This is a genomic window from Maritimimonas sp. 2405UD52-3, from assembly GCF_056591715.1.
Genome location: NZ_JBWQOL010000006.1, coordinates 126,569 through 143,563 on the forward strand (window position 1 = coordinate 126,569; position 16,995 = coordinate 143,563).

The following is a 16,995-nucleotide window of genomic DNA, read 5'->3' on the forward strand; positions in this document are numbered from 1 at the left end:
TAAGCGAAGTTCGATGAAAATAAATTAAGAAGCAAACTAAATTAATGAGTAACTATATTATTAGTACTTGTTCAAAATCCGTTAAAAAGTTCCACTAAACTAAATGTTAAATAGCTTCAATAGTTTTCTTCAAATTGTATCTTTGAGACATATAATTTTTTTATGGAGCTAAACCTCAAAAAACCTATTGTTTTTTTTGACCTTGAAACTACCGGGGTGAATATTGCTAAAGACAGAATTGTAGAAATTTCCATCTTAAAAGTGCACCCAAATGGTAATAAAGAAAGTAATACCTGGTTGGTAAATCCTGAAATTGAAATTCCAAAAGAAGTTTCTGCTATTCATGGCATTACCAATGAACAAGTTGTTACAGAACCTACTTTTAAAGAATTAGCAGCTAAAGTGAGCGAAATGATAGCGGGTTGTGATTTGGCAGGGTTTAATTCTAATAGGTTTGATATCCCGCTTTTGGCAGAAGAGATGCTAAGAGCAGGCATAGATTTTGATATGAAAGATAGGGTAGCTGTAGATGTTCAGGTAATCTATCATAAAAAAGAACAACGCACTTTGGGTGCCGCGTATAAGTTTTATTGTGATAAAGACCTGGAAAATGCGCATTCAGCAGAAGCTGATACCAATGCTACCTACGAAATATTAAAAGCACAGTTAGATAAATATGATGACCTTGAAAATGATATTCAATTTTTAAATACGTACTCTTCTCATAAGAAGCGAGCTGACTTTGCTGGATTCATTATGTATAATGAAAAAGATGAAGAGATTTTTACCTTTGGTAAATACAGAAATAAGAAAGTGGAAGAGGTATTGGAAAAGGATAAGGGCTATTTTTCGTGGATTCAAAATGCTGATTTTCCACACTATACCAAGAAGGTATTAAAAGAAATTAAAGAGCGCATGTTAAAGCCTGATAATTCAATGACGGAAGATGAAAAATTAAAAGCACTTCAGGATAAATTCAATGCCCATAAATAGAAATTAAGTAACTTTATAATAAGGATTTGTTAGCTTATGTTTGTTGATTTTAAAGACTTACCGAGTAGTTCTAGAGTTTGGGTATATCAATCAAATAGAGAACTTAAAGAAAGAGAAATTAAAAGTATTTCTGAGAAGCTAAAAGTCTTTGTTTCCAATTGGAAACGCCATGGAGATGATTTAAAAGCTTCTTTTCAGATAAAGTATAATCAATTTATCGTGTTGGCTGTTGATGAAAGCTTTAATGATGTTTCAGGTTGTTCTATTGATGCTTCGGTTCACACAATTCAAAACCTAGAAAAAGAATTAGGTGTTGACTTGATGAATAAAATGAATGTTAGTTTTAAAGATGGTGTGAATATCAATACAGTTTCTATGCAGCAATTTAAAGCGTTTGCAAAGCAAGATAAGATAAGAGCAAATACATTAGTTTTTAATAATATGATTGCTACCAAAGGTGAGTTAGAAACTAAGTGGGAAATAGAAGCTCAGCACAGCTGGCATGCAAGGCTTTTAAATTAAACACTTAATGAGTGTAATGATCTTATATTAATATGAAAAAGATACTTGTTTCAACCCTATTACTTTTTTTTACGCATTATGCTGTTGCTCAGTATGTGGATCCTTTATTGGCAAAAGATAGAAAACAACAAGAAGTTTGGGTAGATAGCATTTTAAGTGCAATGTCAGTTGATGAAAAAATAGGCCAACTTTTCATGATTCAGGCATATTCAAATAAAGATTTGAAACATCAGGCTGAAATTGAAAATTACATCGATAAATATCATATTGGGGGTCTTATTTTTATGCAAGGAACACCTGAAAAGCAAGCCAAATTAACGAATAGATATCAGGAAATTTCAAAAACACCATTACTGATAGGCTTTGATGGTGAGTGGGGCTTGGATATGCGCTTGAAAAATGCCTATAGATTCCCATGGAATATGACCCTTGGTGCTATAGAAGATAATACACTAATTGAGGAATTTGGCAAACAATTAGGTGAACATTGTAAAAGATTAGGCATCCATATCAATTTTGCTCCGGTTTTAGACATCAATATCAATCCTAAAAACCCTATAATAGGTAACCGTTCTTTTGGTGAAGACAGAGAAAATGTAACTGAAAAAGCAATTGCTTTCACAAAGGGAATGCAAAGCCAACAAGTTTTGGCTTCAGGAAAACATTTTCCGGGTCATGGTGATACAGATGTTGACTCTCATCATACCTTGCCATCCATTCCATTTACCAAAGAACGCCTAGATTCTATTGAGTTATATCCGTACAAAAAGTTATTCGATGCTGGTTTAGCAAGTGTTATGACAGCGCATCTAAGCGTACCAAGTGTTGAGATGAATGCAAGTTTGCCCACTTCGCTTTCGTATAGCACTGTTACGGAATTACTACAAGAAGAAATGGGTTTTCAGGGATTGACGTTTACTGATGGCTTAGCTATGAAAGGCGCAACAGATTTTTCGTCGTCAGCTGAAATAAATTTAGCAGCTATTAAAGCCGGAAATGATATGTTATTAATTCCGCAAGATATTCCAGCCTCTTATGCAAGGCTTCAAAAAGCTGTGAAAGATTCTGTGATTACTATGGCCAGATTAAATCATTCAGTTAAGCGGATTTTAAAGGCAAAATTCTGGTCAGGTTTACATCAATATACACCAATTGTTATAGATAGCTTGTCGAGTGATTTAAATACATCTCATAACGAAGCACTTCATCACAAGTTGGTTGAAAACTCATTGACACTTGTAAAGAATACAGACGACCTGCTTCCTATTAAAGATTTAGTTAAGAATACTATTGCCTATGTAAAATTAGGTGATGCTGAAAATGAAACTTTTGTCAATAGATTAAAAGATTATGCCAATGTTGATGTTATTACGGGTAAAACATTAGATGTTATTATCAATAAGTTGAAACCTTATTCTTTGGTAATCGTTGGCTATCATAAGTCAAATAAGAACCCCTGGAAAGGTTTTAAGTTTAAGAATAAAGAGTTAGTGTGGTTGCAGGAAATTGCAAGAAAAAAGAAGGTCATTCTTGAAGTATTTGCAAGTCCATATAGTTTACAAGATGTGAAGTCCTTTACTAATATTGATGCTGTATTGGTTTCCTATCAGAACAGTAAATTGGCTCAAGACATTTCTGCTCAGATCATTTTTGGTGCACGTCAAGCAAAAGGGAATTTGCCCGTTTCTATCAATGAAAACTTTAAAGCAGGTCATTGTTTGGTGTCTGAAAACCTAGACCGCTTAGGTTATAATATTCCAGAGAATGTAGGTATGAGTAGTGAAAAATTATTACGCGTTGATTCTATTGCACAAGAGATACTTAAAGAACGTATGGCTCCTGGTATGCAGGTACTGGTTGCCAAAAATGGAGATGTAGTGTATTATAAAAGTTTTGGATATCACACAGCGGCACATGAAAAGCCTGTGAAGAAGACAGATCTATACGATCTTGCCTCTTTAACTAAAATTCTGGGCGGTGTACCTTCTATTATGAAGGCATATGAGGATGATAAATTTGATTTAAGTACAAATCTGGGCACTATTATGCCTGTTTTAAAAGATACAGATAAAGATAGCATTTCTGTTAAACAGGCTTTGGCTCACAATGGCAGATTGAAAGCTTGGATTCCTTATTACTTATACACTTTTGATTCAATTACAAAGAAGCCTTCAAAAGATTTTTACAATGTACGTCGTACCAAAGAGTATGGTATTCAGATTGCAAGAAATGTATTTTTAAAAACCAGTTTCCAAGATTCAATATATAAAATGATTGCAGAGTCACCCTTACGCGAAAAAGAAGGTTATAAATATAGTGGACTGATCTTTTATCTGTTTAAGGATTACCTTGAAAAAGAATATAAAAAACCTTTGAATGTCTTTAATGATATTCATTTTTATCATCCACTTGGAGCCACAAGCTTGACCTATAAGCCACTTGAAAAATTTTCTAAAAACAAAATAGTTCCTACAGAAGTAGATGTTTACTACCGTAGGCAGCTACTGCATGGTTATGTACATGACCAGGGGGCGGCCATGTTAGGAGGTGTGAATGGCAATGCTGGACTTTTTGGTAACGCAAATGATATTGCCAAGATGATGCAAATGTATTTGCAAGGAGGTACTTATGGTGGAAAGCAGTACTTTAATGAGGAAACTGTGAAAAAATTCAATACGCGCCATTTTGAGGATGAAGGCGTTCGACGAGGTTTGGGTTTTGATAAACCACAGTTAGATCCTGATGTGAAAGCAACTTGTGGTTGTGTATCTCCAGCTAGTTTCGGTCATAGTGGCTATACGGGTACATATACATGGGCTGATCCTGAAACAGAGTTAGTATATGTTTTCTTATCTAATAGAGTATATCCAAACTCAGCAAACACAAAACTGGTAAAGCAAAACATAAGAACAGAAGTACAACGCCTTATTCAGGAAGCTATCATTGATGATCATTTAGTTTTGGCTAATAAAAAAACAGATAATACACTTATAAATAAATAAGTTAGCCCAACAGCGCTTCCAAAAAAGTAAATTATTAGTGTTGTCTGCAATAAATAAAATAATGGAAATGCACTAATTCCTATAGCAAATCTTGTAGTTGAATCAAACTCAACTTCTTGAATTTTAGGCTGGATGGTTTTCCAAATTATATAGGAAAAAAAGCTATTTATTTTTACTAAATTGTACAGCAACTTCCATAAGATATTTGATTTTCTTTCTTCCGGTTTTGAAGTAGAAATTTGCTGGTTACTTTGATTTTTTAGTTGTAAGTTAACTTCTTCTGGATTCAAATAATCTACAGTTCCAAGTTGTTCAATAATGTTATCATAATTCTCAATATCTTCAATATGCGTGGTTAAGGTTTTCATTTTTGAACTTACTACTTCTTTCAGTTTTTGTGATGATAGTTGAAGATTCTCAGCATCATAAAAAGGATTTACTTCAATGGGTTTGCCATAGTATATAGAAACTGACTCCCCAAATTCTTCAGCTCTACTGTAATTTAACCCAACCGGGATTATGGTTAAATTTAACTCAGAATTTTGCTCTAAAGCACCAAATGTAATTCGGGTAAACCCTTTACTTAAAGGGCGAACCCATCTTCGTATATCATGTGTACCTTCTGGAAAAATTAAAAGGGATTTTTGCTTATTAAGTATACTATAACACTTCTTAAAAACTTCTTCATTTTTTGCCAGTGTTGCTTTTCCATCACGTAAACGATAAATAGGTAACATGTTGATCGTTGAAAGTAGCCACCTAACCAATTTTAATTTAAAAGCACTGGCACGCGTAAGAAAGTAAAGATTTCTTGTGGTGGAGGTTGCTATTAAAATAGGATCAATCAGAGCATTTTTATGATTGGCTACAAAGAGTAAAGCACCTTTTTTTGGAATATTTTCCTTACCTACTGATTTTATCCTCTTGAAATAGAAATTCAAGCTAACAGTGGTATATACTTTAATGATTTGGTACCAGAGTTGTTGTAACATTAGGCAATAGCTTGAGGTGATTTTCTAGACCAATAATAGGCGAGCCCTAAACCAGAAGCAATATCCCACACGCTCCAAAAAGCTAAACACAAAGCCATTCCACCAAGACCTTCAAAAAAGGCAAAGCAAAGTAATAAACCTAAACCCGAATTTTGAATACCTGTTTCAATAGATAAGGTCTTTTGATTTTCATACGACAAGCCCATTAGTTTAGAGAAGTAAAAACCAGAAACATATCCAGAAACATTCAATGCCAACACCACAAAAAGCACATAATGAATATGATCAACAAAAATATATCGGTTCTCATAAAAGGCTCCGCCTATGAATACCAATAAGATAAAAATAGAAAGAGGTTTTAATACCTTCGATAAATTCATAGCTATATTCGGTTTATATCTTCTGAGCAGCATTCCTAAAATCAACGGGATTCCTAGTATTAAACTTACCAGGCGAATCAGTACTAAGGGTTCCAAACTTACTTCCCGCAAAATATGTGCTGTTGGTTCATATAAATTCCCCCAGAATGCCAGATTTAATGGAGTCATAATAATAGCTGCTAATGTGGCAAAGGCAGTTAAACTAACTGAAAGAGCTGCATTACCACCTGCAAGATAAGTGGCAAAGTTTGAAATATTTCCACCAGGACATGCTGCTACCATAATCATACCCAATGCTATACTTGGATACGGATTTATAACATTTACCAAGATATAAGTAATTAAAGGGAATAGTAAAAATTGGGATATAATACCAGTAATAACAATTTTAGGGCTTTTGAAAAGGCGTTTAAAATCATCAACCGTAATTCCCAAAGCAACACCAAACATAATGAGTGCCAGAATAATGTTTACAGCCCATAACTCTTCATTGTTGAAGTTTATTTTTATGTTGTCTAAAACCTGACTAGGATCAGTTTTTAAAAACATATTCTATAATATTTGAACCCATTTTCAATGCTTTTTCCCTTAACTCTTGTGGATTGTTATGAACTTCTTGATCTTCCCAACCATCACTCAAATCACTTTCATAATCATAAAAACAAACCAATTTACCTTCATAGAAAATTCCAAATCCCTGCGGAGCTTTACCATCATGCTCATGTATTTTAGGTAACGATTCAAAATCAAATGATTGATGATAAATGGGGTGGTTATAAGGTATTTCATGAAATTCGAGATCGGGAAACACTTTTTTCATCTCACGTCTTAAGTATTCATCAATTCCATAATTATCAGAAATATGTAAAAACCCTCCTGAAATAAGGTAATTCCGTAAATTCTCCACATCATTTTCAGAAAAGAAAACATTACCGTGACCAGTCATAAATATAATTGGGTAATTGAAAATATCTACACTTCCCGCTTCTACTGTTTCAAAATTGGTATTTATTGATGTGTTTATATTGGTATTGCAAAAAGTAATCAGATTTTTTAGTGCAGTTGGATTTGCGTACCAATCACCGCCTCCGCCATATTTCAGTACAGCTACTTCTTGTGCATGTATTGAAAATGTAAATAGTAATAAGACTAAATATCTGTACATATTTGAGGTAAAACTTATGAAAATCAAATATAAAATTATTCTATGAAGGTAAATAATTAACAATTATTTAATTGACCTTTGAATAGTAACTTTAGATTTTGTTGAGTTTTTGTTTTTAAATTTGCCGCTTATAATTTTTAGAATAAATTAAATACTATTAAAAAATGAAAAATAATGTAATTAAAGTTGCTGCTATCTTTTTTCTAAGTTTAGCCGTAGTGTCATGTAAAAAAGCAAAGAATGAAACTGAGGCAAAGAAAGCAGAAGAAGTTTCTCAAATAGCAGCTGAAGCTGTAAGATATGTAGCCGATGCTGATGCAAGTACTGTTACTTGGAAAGGCTTTAAACCAGCAGAATCACATGATGGTACGGTAAGTATTTCTGAAGGGTATGTGGCTTTAGAAGGTGATAAACTTACCGGAGGTAATTTTATCTTAGACATGAATTCAATTAAGAATAGTGATATTGAGAATGAAGAGTATAATACGAAGCTAGTAAATCACTTAAAAAATGAGGATTTCTTTGATGTAGAAAAACATCCATTTTCTGTATTTGCTATAACTGGGGTAGAAGATAAAGATGGTAAGACTGTGGTAAAAGGTAACCTTACCATTAAAGGTATTAAAAAGAATATTGAGTTTCCTGCTACTGTTTTAGTCAATGGTGATGAGGTTTCTTTTACAAGTGAGCCTTTTAATATAGACAGAACTGAGTGGGGTGTAATGTATAGTTCTGGTAAGCTAACAGAAACATTAAAAGATAAAATAATTAATGATAATATAGAGTTTACATTTACTGTAAAAGCTAAGAAAGAAGACGCTTCTATATAATTGTTTGAAGCAAGGGGTAAATTAAAAAAGCCACCTAATGGGTGGTTTTTTTAATTTACATAGTTTTTAACTGAAACTGTATGAGTGGCGACAATTCCAGCAGTTTCTGTCCTAAGCCTACTTTCTCCTAAACTAATTGGTTTAAAAGATTTTTCAGCTGTTGCTTTAATTTCTTCAGGTGAAAAATCACCTTCAGGGCCTATTAAGATAGTAATGTTTCTGTCTTTTAGATTTTGATGAATTAATAGTTCCTTAGGCATATCTTCACAATGTGCTACGAATCTTTCTGAAGAATTATCATTCTGAATAAAATTTTTAAAAGAAGTTAACTGATTTAGTTTTGGAAAGTAGTATTTTAAAGATTGTTTAGCTGCAGTTTCTACAATCTTTTGCATTCTATGCCTTTTAATAACTTTACGTTCTGATCTATCACAAATAATTGGAGTGATTTCATCAACACCTATTTCTGTACTCTTTTCTAAAAACCACTCAAAGCGGTCATTATTTTTTGTAGGTGCTATGGCAATATGTAAGTGATAATTCCATGGCTTTGGTTGTTTCGCAAATCTTAAGATGTTTACAGCACACTTTTTGTCATTAGCTTCAATAATTTCTGATGTGTATAGCAACCCTTTGCCATTTGTGATATATAGTATATCTCCAGTTTTTTTTCTCAAAACACGAACAATATGCCTGCTTTCCTCTTTATTGAAGGTAAAATTCTGATCTGTTATAGAAAGTTCTGAACTATAAAAAAGTTGCATTATAATTCTTTACGATAAGTTCTTCTCCGTTTATTAATCTTAGAATTGAAGTGCTTCCAAATTTGATGTATAGCAGTATTTTCTTCAAGTTCAGGCGTTCGAACACAACTTTGAATACCGTTCTTAGTAAATACATCGTAATAATGATCAAAAATCAAGGCATGTACACCTTTATTTTGATATTCTGGCAATATCCCAATAAGGTAAAACAATACTTCTTTGCTATGTTTTCGTGCTTGTAATAAGTGATAAAATCCGAAAGGAAACAATTTACCATTTGCTTTTTGCAATGCTCTAGAAAAAGATGGCATTACTATGGCGAATCCAACTAACTTTTCATTATCATCAGTAACGAAAGAAATATACTCAGGGTTTATAAAACTGATATATTTTTCTTTAAAGTATTTTTTTTGTGCTTCAGATATTGGCACAAAAGAGGCTAATTTGGCATAGGCAGAATTAAAAAGATCAAACATATCATCTACATAAGGCATAATCTCTTTTGTAGAGTTAAAGTTCAATAATTTCAGCTTATATCTCCTTTCAATAATTGGTCTTAAGCGTTTGAAATTCTCTGGGTGTACATCTTTAAAAGAAAATTGGGCTTCTATATATTCTTTTTCTTTAACAAAGCCATGATGCTCAAAATGGTCGATATAATAAGGATGATTGTACCAAGTAATCATAGAGCTTAATTGATCATATCCTTCTGTTAATACGCCAACCTTATCTAAATTAGAAAACCCCACTGGTCCTTCCATATAGTTAAGATTGTTTTTAATACCTATTTCTTCAACCTTTTTAAGCAACACTTCACTTATATTTTTATCATCTATAAAATCAAACCAACCAAAACGCATTTTTTTTATGCCTTGTTGGTTAATTTCAGTATGATTCATTATTGCCGCTACTCTACCTACTATTTCATTGTTCCTTACTGCCACAAAAAATTTTGCATCAGCGGTATGAAAAGCAGGATTTTTGTCTTTATTAAAAGTCGTTAGCTCTTCTGAAATAAGAGGTGGAACCCAATATGGATTGTTTTTAAAAAGTTTAAATGGAAATTTCACAAAAGCTTTTAAGTCTTTTTTTGACGTAACTTCCTTAACGGTGATCATGAGTTTGAATCGTCTTTTGGCGGTTCATAATTACGTTTACTATTCTTTGCCTTTTTCTTTTCTTCTTTGCGTTCTTTTTTCATTTTCTTCAATGCCTCTTTTTCCCTGCGCTTTTGTGCTTTAGTCTTCTTTTTAGGTTCTAGCTTTTTAATCTTACGTTTTTTAGCCTTTACGCCTTTAACCTTTCTTTGTTTTGACTTTTTCTTAAATAATCTACTAAAGAAATTACCTTCCTTTTTGGTCTTCTCAATAGCCTTACCATCAGAACCTATAAGTTTGAACTTATCTTGATGCTTGTCTATTCTCCAGGTAAACCCTCCACCTACAAAAAATGCAGAACCATCTCTGTCACTAATTCTTCTAACAGCTATATCAACCTGTTTTGTTTTATCTAGTAAATATGCACCGCCTAAACCAAATTGAAAATCATTAGGTATATCTTCTCCTTTAAAGATACCTTGATGCTCTACAAAGGCTGAAAATCTGTCAGTTACTGAGTAAGTGCCTGTTAAAATGTACGAATTTTCCTTAAGCCTGCTATCCCCAATTTTATCCATTACCAGATTCATAAGGAAGATAAACTTATCTGTAAAGTCATTTTGCGTATAAATAGCTAACCTTGGGCTGAACTTATCATCAATTAATCCTGGAGAGTTGCCACTAACAGGATTTACGTTACCTCTAATATATGTTTTTGAAATAGGAATGTTAGCACCAGCATAAACTGCTACGGCAGGGATAAGTCTTTTCCAGTCATAGCGTTGTTTTGCTTTCCAACTTCTAATCTCTTTTGACTTATCCTTGTATTTTGGCATATATACAAGGTATTTAGCACCAATTGTTAATCTACCAAAACCAAATCTAGAAATATCTTCTTCAAGCGGATCTTTTACATCAATATCATCCTGCTGAAAAGTTGCATTTAAGTTTATTTCTAAACGTTCAAAGAATTTTCCATAACGCACCATTAAATCAGTTCCAAAGGAATTGATATCCGCATTTTTATCGCTAATATTATTGTAAAAAAGTCCATGTTCAAATTGAAGGACATCTGTTCCAACGCTATAAGGGCTATCAGAAAAACCGGGGCGTCTGGAATTAATAACTTCGGTATATTGGGCGTAGGAGATCTGATAAATTGTTATTACCAGCAGCAGCGCAAAAAAATTCTTCATAAACGGTGTCGAATATACAAATTAAAGATTTTATTTATATGAAACGTTTTTGTTGCCTGCAAATTGTTACTTTTGGGTTAATATTTTCAATTTATGCAACACGCTGATTTTGTGGGACTCTTAAGAACACTTCTCATTATTTTGCTGATCTATTATGGATTGAAATTCGTATTACGATTAGCTTTTCCATATTTAATGAAGAGTTTTGCAGGAAAGGTAGAGCGAAAATTTAGACAACAACAACAATATCAAAATAACCAACAAAAAACTAAAGTTGGTGAAACCATTATTGATAAACAGCCTACTCAACAACAGAAAGCAGACAATTCAGTAGGTGAATATGTTGACTACGAAGAGATTGAATAACAAATGACAGATATTTTTAAGAAAATTCTACCTTACATAATTGCTATTGTAACTTTTGTAATTGTTTCATTGGCATATTTCTCACCAGTTTTAGAAGGTAAACAATTACAACAAAGTGATATTACCCAGTTTAAAGGTGTTTCAAAGGAAATAGTAGAGCATAGAGAAAAGTTTGGAGAAGAACCTTATTGGACAAACAGGGTTTTTGGAGGTATGCCAGCCTACCAAGTCAGTACTTATTATCCTCATAACTACATAAAGAAAATAGACAATTTATTACGATTTTTACCAAGACCTGCAGATTATCTTTTTCTATATTTTCTTGGTTTTTTCATATTAATGATGGTATTAAAAGTAGATTGGCGACTAGCCATTATAGGAGCACTAGCCTTTGGTTTTTCTACATACCTCATTAGTATTTTTGTGCCTGGTCATAATGCAAAGGCACATGCTGTAGCCTTTATGCCGGTAATTTTAGCTGGAATCATTTCTGTTTTTAGAAAGAATTATCTCACAGGGTTTTTATTAACTGCTTTAGGTATGGCTTTTGAGGTAAATGCCAATCACCCTCAGATGACGTATTATTTGATGTTCATGGTGTTAATTTTGGGTGTTTTTTATCTCTCGGATGCTATCAAGGAAAAAGAACTACCAAGCTTCTTCAAAAAAGTTGGTATGTTATTTTTGGCTGTATTGTTAGGTGTTGGAGTTAATTCTACGAGTTTACTGGCCACTAAAGAGTATGCAAATGAAAGTACTCGTAGTAAGAGTGAATTAACAATTAAACCAGACGGTGACCCCAAAGAAAATGTCACTTCAGGATTATCAAGAGATTATATTACGCAATACAGTTATGGTATTTTTGAGACATTCAATTTATTAATTCCAGGATTTACAGGAGGTGGTAATACAGAAAATATTGGTAAAGATTCTGATTTATATGATTTTTTAAAAAGTAAAATTGGTAGAACGGGAGCTAAAGATTTTACAGAAAATGCACCTATGTATTGGGGAAAACAACCAATAGTCGAAGCACCTTTTTATATTGGTGCTGTCATTATCTTTTTGTTTGTTTTAGGACTTTTTTATATAACAGGAACATTGAAAAAATGGCTATTGGGTACAGTTATTTTTTCAATTCTATTGAGTTGGGGGCATAACTTCTCCATTTTGACAGATTTCTTTATAGATTATATTCCCTTGTATAATAAGTTTAGAGCAGTTACTTCTATTCAAGTAATAGCTCAACTAGCAATTCCTGTTCTAGGGATCTTAGCACTTCATAAGTTTTTAGAGGAAAATAAAGATAAAGATGAGAAGTTAAAGTTTTTGAAATTTTCACTTTATGGGGTTGGTGGTGTTATGTTGTTATTCACTTTAATGGGTACAAGCTTGTTTGATTTTGAAAGTTTTAGAGATAGTGGTTTAGAGCAGCAACTTCCTGGAATTTCTGAAGTTTTAATAGCTGATAGAAAATCTATTTTCCTTAGGGACAGTATCCGTTCTTTAATACTAGTTTTGTTGTCTGGAGGTGTGCTTTTGCTTTATTTGAAGGATAAAGTAAATAAAAACATTGTTTTGGGTGTTTTTACCATATTAATCTTATTTGATCTGGTTGGAGTTGATAGACGTTACTTGAATTCAGATAATTTTGTTGCTAAGAGGCAGCAAGATGTTCCATTCAAAGCTTCTACAGCAGATATAGAAATTAATAAGGATACAAGCTATTATCGTGTGGCTAATTTTATGGTTAATCCATTGAATGACGGTAGTACTTCCTATTTTCACAACTCTATTGGAGGCTATCATGCTGCCAAACCTAGACGCTACGAAGAGTTATTTGAATATCAAATAACCAAAAATAATTTTGAGGTATTGAACATGCTCAATACTAAATACATTATGTTTCCTGATGAGCAAGGAAATGGGCGTGTGCAACTAAATGATGAAGCTAATGGCAATGCTTGGTTTGTTAGCGAAATTGAATATGTAAATTCTGCTGATGCAGAGATAAAAGCTTTAGATAGTTTAAAAACCAAAGATAAAGCCGTTATTCATGAAGATTTCAAGAAAAGTTTGACCGATTTTAATTTTCAAAAAGATTCTACAGCAACGATTGATTTAATAAAATACAAGGCAAATGAATTGATATATGAATCAGAAGCAAATTCTGATCAACTGGCAGTCTTTTCTGACATGTATTATAAAAATGGTTGGAATGCCTATGTTGATGGTAAGTTAACACCTCATTTCAGAGTAAATTATGTGTTAAGAGCTATGGTAGTACCTAAGGGTAGACATAAAATTGTCTTCAAGTTTGAACCTACCGTTATACAAAAAGGGAATACTATAACGCTTATTTCCTATGCCTTGCTGTTGATCGTGCCTTTAGGATGGTTTTTTCTAGATAAAAGGAAAGAAAAAAATGTACAATAAACTTCCCGAAAAGAGATACGAACATACTCTTAATTTTTTAAAGAAAGTTATTCCAGAACCTACAAGCATTTTAGATTTGGGAGTTCGAAATCCGTTTAGTAAGATAATGGAAGAGCATGGTTATACTGTTTATAATACTAAAGGAGAAGACCTAGATATTAAACCCCATATCGTACATCAGTATGACGCTGAAATTGTTACCGCTTTTGAGATTTTTGAACATTTATTGGCACCTTTTAATGTCCTTAAAGAGATAAAAGCAACTAAATTGGTAGCTACTATTCCTTTAAATTTGTGGTTTGCAAAGGCTTATAGAAGTAAAACTGATATGTGGGATAGGCATTATCATGAATTTGAAGACTGGCAATTTGATTGGTTATTAGAAAAAACGGGTTGGGAGATCAAGACTACAGAGAAATGGACTAGCCCAATAAATCAAATTGGATTTCGCCCTATTTTGAGAAGGTTTACCCCAAGGTATTATGCAGTTTATGCAGAAAAAGTAAAGTGATGGGCTACATCTGTATGCTATTTGATGGTTTATACCCAAATGACATTCGTGTTCGAAAGGAAGCTGAAGTCTTAACTGAGAATGGTAAGAAAGTGCTTGTAGTTTGCCCAAAGGTTAAAGGTAAACCAAAGCATGAGACTATCAATGATGTAGAAGTGTATCGCATTGGGAATCACTATAGTTTTACCAAGAAAGGTATTTGTGACATTATTTCTAGTGTAATTAATATAAATCCCTTTTTTCGAAGTGGCTTAAAAGAAGTTTTTGGGAAATATGAGATTGACTATCTGCATGTACATGATCTTCCATTGGCAGGTACTGGATATCAATTTAAATCAAAAGTTAAAAAACAACTTATTCTTGACTTACATGAAAATTATCCTGAAGCATTGAGAACTTGGTTTGAATGGAGAAAAAGCACATTTATTCGTTTGAAGAATCGTGTTTTTATGAATCCAAAAAACTGGTCAAAAAAGGAAAGATACTATTGTCAAAAATATGATAAGATAATCTGCGTTGTCAATGAGATGAAGCAAAAGCTAATACGTAATTTTGGTATTCAGCCTTATAAATTGATCGTTATATCAAATCATGAAAAGAAAACATTTGCTTCTAATTTTAAAAGAGAAGTATTGCAATCAGTTATAGATGATACCATCTTTTCTATTACTTACGTAGGTGGTTTTGGCCCTCATAGAGGTATAGACACTGCTATTGAAGCGATGTCAAAAATTAAAAACCAAATTAAAAATGTAAAGCTATTTTTAGTAGGCAAGGGTAGTGTTGACGTAGAACAATATTTAAAAAGTTTGGCAAAAGAAAATAAAGTTGAAGATATTGTTGAGTTTGTTGGTTATAGACCATTTGATGAAGTAGCAAGTATTATGCGGACATCTAATATTAATATCATTCCGCATAAATCTAATGAGCATACTGATAATACCATCCCGCATAAGCTATTTCAAATTATGATGAGTAAAAGCTTATTGTTAGTGAGTTCATGTAAACCATTAAAGCGTATTGTAGAGAAGTATGATGCAGGCTTGGTATTTAAGGCTAATGACCCTGTTGATTTTGCTGAAAAAGTGATATATGCTCATGACAATTTTGAAGCTTTACAAGTAAAGTGTGAAAATGCTCTTGATGCCGTTATGAACAAAGAAGAAAATTGGGAAGAAGAGAGTGTAAAGTTAATTCAATTATATAGCTAATTGAAGGTGTTAATCATAACATATTATTGGCCACCGGCCGGAGGATCAGGAGTACAACGTTGGCTGAAATTTGTAAAATATCTTAGAGATTTTGATATAGAACCCATAGTTTATACGGTTCAAGATGCTCAATATGCTATTCTTGATGATTCACTAGAGAAAGATATTCCTGAAGGATTAGAGGTAATTAAAAATCCAATTAAAGAACCTAATCAGTTATTTTCCTTGTTTAGCTCAAAAAAGAAAAAAACTAGTGCAGGGTTTTTAGATCCAAAACCCTCTTTTTTTGGTAAAATTCCACAATATATTAGGGCTAATTACTTTATACCAGATGCTAGAAAGTTTTGGATAAAACCTTCTGTATCTTTTTTAAATTCATATTTAAAGACCCATCCTGTAGATGCTATTATAACTACTGGGCCACCACATAGCATGCATTTAATAGGTTTAGGATTAAAAGAAAAGCTAAATATAAAGTGGTTGGCAGATTTTAGAGACCCATGGACAGATATAGACTATTTTCATCATTTACCATTATCTGAAAAATCAAAAAAGAGACATAATGATCTGGAAAAAGAGGTGCTTAAGAAAGCAGATATAGTAACTGTTGTTGGAAAAACGATGAAAGAGAATTATGCTGCATATAATAGTCAAGTAAAAGTTCTTACGAATGGATTTGATACTATAATGAGCGATGAAGAAATTACTTTAGATCAAAAATTTTCATTAGTGCATATTGGCTTGATGAATGCTGATAGAAATCATGTAATTTTATGGGAAGTACTGAAAGAATTATGTGCTCAAAATGATCAGTTTGCTAATGATTTACAACTTAAATTTGTAGGAAGACTTGCAGATGATATAACTACTTCTATTGATGCATGTGGGCTTAAATCTTATGCAAAATTTATAGACTATCTTCCTCATCAAGAGGTATTACAATATCAAAAATCAGCGCAGGTCTTACTATTACCTGTAAATAACGTACCTAGTGCTAAGGGAATTATTACCGGAAAGATATTTGAATATCTACAAGCTAAAAGGCCTATTCTTGCCCTTGCACCTGTTGATGGCGATTTGTCTGATATTATTGAAAAAACAAATTCAGGTTATGTAATTGACTTTAATGATAAAAAAGGATTGAAAGAAGTAATTTTAGATTTATATAAGAATTATAAATTTGACAGTTTAAAAGTAGATTCAAAAAATGTTGGACAATATCATAGAAAAGAATTAACGGCTAAATTAGCACAATTGTTAAAAAATTAATTGTATTAAGAAAATGATAGAAAATAAAAAGATGAAGCTACCCAAGTTTTTATTAGGTGATAATACAGATTTTCCTGATGATATTTTTATTATTCATACAGAATTCCCACAAGTTATTATCAATTTAGAGAATGATGAAGTTGAATGGCTTGATGATGTTAGTGGTGAGAAAGAAGAAGACTTGACTTCTGAAATGAATAATTTAATTACAGAGGCATCCGCTTTTTATGATCGAGAAATGGAACGCTATGAAGTTTAAGA

General features: G+C 32.5%; 16 protein-coding genes. 10 read left to right on the top strand and 6 right to left on the bottom strand.

Going from position 1 to position 16,995, the window contains the following annotated elements; all coding sequences use genetic code 11:
* Positions 1-162 precede the first annotated feature (162 nt).
* The 3 genes from AC1EU5_RS13960 to AC1EU5_RS13970 are packed head-to-tail and all read left to right on the top strand — an operon-like array spanning position 163 to position 4,517.
* Entirely contained in the window at positions 163-993 is an 831-nt protein-coding gene (locus AC1EU5_RS13960; RefSeq protein ID WP_480193024.1) for an exonuclease domain-containing protein, read from the top strand.
* A gap of 36 nt (positions 994-1,029) precedes the next feature.
* Positions 1,030-1,515 carry an ABC transporter ATPase gene (locus tag AC1EU5_RS13965; RefSeq protein ID WP_480193025.1) on the top strand — a complete coding sequence of 162 codons (486 nt, stop codon included), beginning with the start codon at positions 1,030-1,032 and terminating at the stop codon, positions 1,513-1,515.
* Positions 1,516-1,547: 32 nt separating this feature from the next.
* Entirely contained in the window at positions 1,548-4,517 is a 2,970-nt protein-coding gene (locus AC1EU5_RS13970; RefSeq protein ID WP_480193026.1) for a serine hydrolase domain-containing protein, read from the top strand.
* Here AC1EU5_RS13970 and AC1EU5_RS13975 read toward each other — a convergent pair.
* Genes AC1EU5_RS13975 through AC1EU5_RS13985 form a run of 3 tightly spaced genes read right to left on the bottom strand, consistent with a single transcriptional unit; the run spans position 4,466 to position 7,054 of the window.
* Positions 4,466-5,509: a lysophospholipid acyltransferase family protein gene (locus AC1EU5_RS13975; protein ID WP_480193027.1), complete on the bottom strand. Its 1,044-nt coding sequence runs from the start codon at positions 5,507-5,509 to the stop codon at positions 4,466-4,468. The two genes, AC1EU5_RS13970 and AC1EU5_RS13975, sit on opposite strands and share 52 nt — an antisense overlap.
* Positions 5,509-6,438, bottom strand: coding sequence for a bile acid:sodium symporter family protein (locus AC1EU5_RS13980; RefSeq protein ID WP_480193028.1), 930 nt, complete (start codon positions 6,436-6,438; stop codon positions 5,509-5,511). The genes AC1EU5_RS13975 and AC1EU5_RS13980 overlap by 1 nt, the downstream gene beginning before the upstream one ends.
* The gene (locus AC1EU5_RS13985) at positions 6,422-7,054 is read right to left on the bottom strand and encodes a DUF4159 domain-containing protein (protein WP_480193029.1); all 633 of its coding nucleotides are present in this window, start codon (positions 7,052-7,054) and stop codon (positions 6,422-6,424) included. Before AC1EU5_RS13985 ends, AC1EU5_RS13980 begins: the two co-directional genes overlap by 17 nt.
* A gap of 164 nt (positions 7,055-7,218) precedes the next feature.
* Here AC1EU5_RS13985 and AC1EU5_RS13990 point away from each other — a divergent pair, with 164 nt between their 5' ends.
* Positions 7,219-7,884 carry a YceI family protein gene (locus tag AC1EU5_RS13990; protein ID WP_480193030.1) on the top strand — a complete coding sequence of 222 codons (666 nt, stop codon included), beginning with the start codon at positions 7,219-7,221 and terminating at the stop codon, positions 7,882-7,884.
* A 50-nt stretch (positions 7,885-7,934) separates the two neighbouring features.
* Here the strand turns inward: AC1EU5_RS13990 and AC1EU5_RS13995 are convergent, their stop codons facing one another.
* Genes AC1EU5_RS13995 through AC1EU5_RS14005 form a run of 3 tightly spaced genes read right to left on the bottom strand, consistent with a single transcriptional unit; the run spans position 7,935 to position 10,941 of the window.
* Positions 7,935-8,648, bottom strand: coding sequence for a 16S rRNA (uracil(1498)-N(3))-methyltransferase (locus AC1EU5_RS13995; RefSeq protein ID WP_480193031.1), 714 nt, complete (start codon positions 8,646-8,648; stop codon positions 7,935-7,937).
* Positions 8,648-9,766 (bottom strand): GTP cyclohydrolase, encoded by a 1,119-nt coding sequence (locus AC1EU5_RS14000; protein ID WP_480193032.1) that lies wholly within the window; start codon positions 9,764-9,766, stop codon positions 8,648-8,650. The genes AC1EU5_RS13995 and AC1EU5_RS14000 overlap by 1 nt, the downstream gene beginning before the upstream one ends.
* Positions 9,763-10,941 (bottom strand): transporter, encoded by a 1,179-nt coding sequence (locus tag AC1EU5_RS14005; protein ID WP_480193033.1) that lies wholly within the window; start codon positions 10,939-10,941, stop codon positions 9,763-9,765. Before AC1EU5_RS14005 ends, AC1EU5_RS14000 begins: the two co-directional genes overlap by 4 nt.
* Positions 10,942-11,034: 93 nt before the next feature.
* Here AC1EU5_RS14005 and AC1EU5_RS14010 point away from each other — a divergent pair, with 93 nt between their 5' ends.
* The 6 genes from AC1EU5_RS14010 to AC1EU5_RS14035 are packed head-to-tail and all read left to right on the top strand — an operon-like array spanning position 11,035 to position 16,993.
* Positions 11,035-11,307, top strand: coding sequence for a DUF4834 family protein (locus tag AC1EU5_RS14010; protein WP_480193034.1), 273 nt, complete (start codon positions 11,035-11,037; stop codon positions 11,305-11,307).
* A gap of 3 nt (positions 11,308-11,310) precedes the next feature.
* Positions 11,311-13,743 carry a YfhO family protein gene (locus tag AC1EU5_RS14015; RefSeq protein WP_480193035.1) on the top strand — a complete coding sequence of 811 codons (2,433 nt, stop codon included), beginning with the start codon at positions 11,311-11,313 and terminating at the stop codon, positions 13,741-13,743.
* A complete protein-coding gene (locus tag AC1EU5_RS14020) occupies positions 13,733-14,254 on the top strand; it encodes a class I SAM-dependent methyltransferase (RefSeq protein ID WP_480193036.1) in 522 nt (173 codons plus the stop codon). The genes AC1EU5_RS14015 and AC1EU5_RS14020 overlap by 11 nt, the downstream gene beginning before the upstream one ends.
* Entirely contained in the window at positions 14,254-15,465 is a 1,212-nt protein-coding gene (locus AC1EU5_RS14025) for a glycosyltransferase family 4 protein (protein WP_480193037.1), read from the top strand. The genes AC1EU5_RS14020 and AC1EU5_RS14025 overlap by 1 nt, the downstream gene beginning before the upstream one ends.
* Before the next feature lie 6 nt (positions 15,466-15,471).
* Positions 15,472-16,734, top strand: a complete 1,263-nt coding sequence (locus AC1EU5_RS14030) for a glycosyltransferase family 4 protein (protein WP_480193038.1) — start codon at positions 15,472-15,474, stop codon at positions 16,732-16,734.
* 31 nt (positions 16,735-16,765) lie between these two features.
* The gene (locus AC1EU5_RS14035) at positions 16,766-16,993 is read left to right on the top strand and encodes a hypothetical protein (protein WP_480193089.1); all 228 of its coding nucleotides are present in this window, start codon (positions 16,766-16,768) and stop codon (positions 16,991-16,993) included.
* Positions 16,994-16,995: the final 2 nt, after the last annotated feature.